The organism is Sutterella massiliensis, from assembly GCF_016899755.1.
GTDB classification, from domain to species: Bacteria; Pseudomonadota; Gammaproteobacteria; order Burkholderiales; family Burkholderiaceae_F; genus Sutterella; species Sutterella massiliensis.
Genome location: NZ_JACJJC010000490.1, coordinates 1 through 249, shown reverse-complemented (window position 1 = coordinate 249; position 249 = coordinate 1). Strand labels below are relative to the sequence as shown.

Sequence of the window (249 nt, the reverse complement as noted above, 5' to 3'; positions counted from 1 at the left end):
CTTACGAATTCGGCATCAAGATCGCGCACTACGCCCCGCTCGTCACCCACATCACGACATACGAAGGTGGTCCGCGAACGGCCGACGTGATAACGCGGGAACGTCACAGGGAAGAGAAGGAGCTCGAACGAGAGCGCGACCGCAAGGCGGACATGAAATACAAGCGCATGGAACGCGCGACCCTCGTCGACGGTGAAGGAACCGAGACGAAGCTTGGTCAATAACTCGACAGCAGACGGAGAATCCCGA

General features: G+C 58.6%; 1 protein-coding gene. It reads left to right on the top strand.

The window, feature by feature from the left end; all coding sequences use genetic code 11:
* Positions 1–224: hypothetical protein (locus tag H6A60_RS13435; RefSeq protein ID WP_205105357.1), on the top strand; the 224-nt coding region annotated here is incomplete at its 5' end.
* Between the last annotated feature and the right edge of the window lie 25 nt (positions 225–249).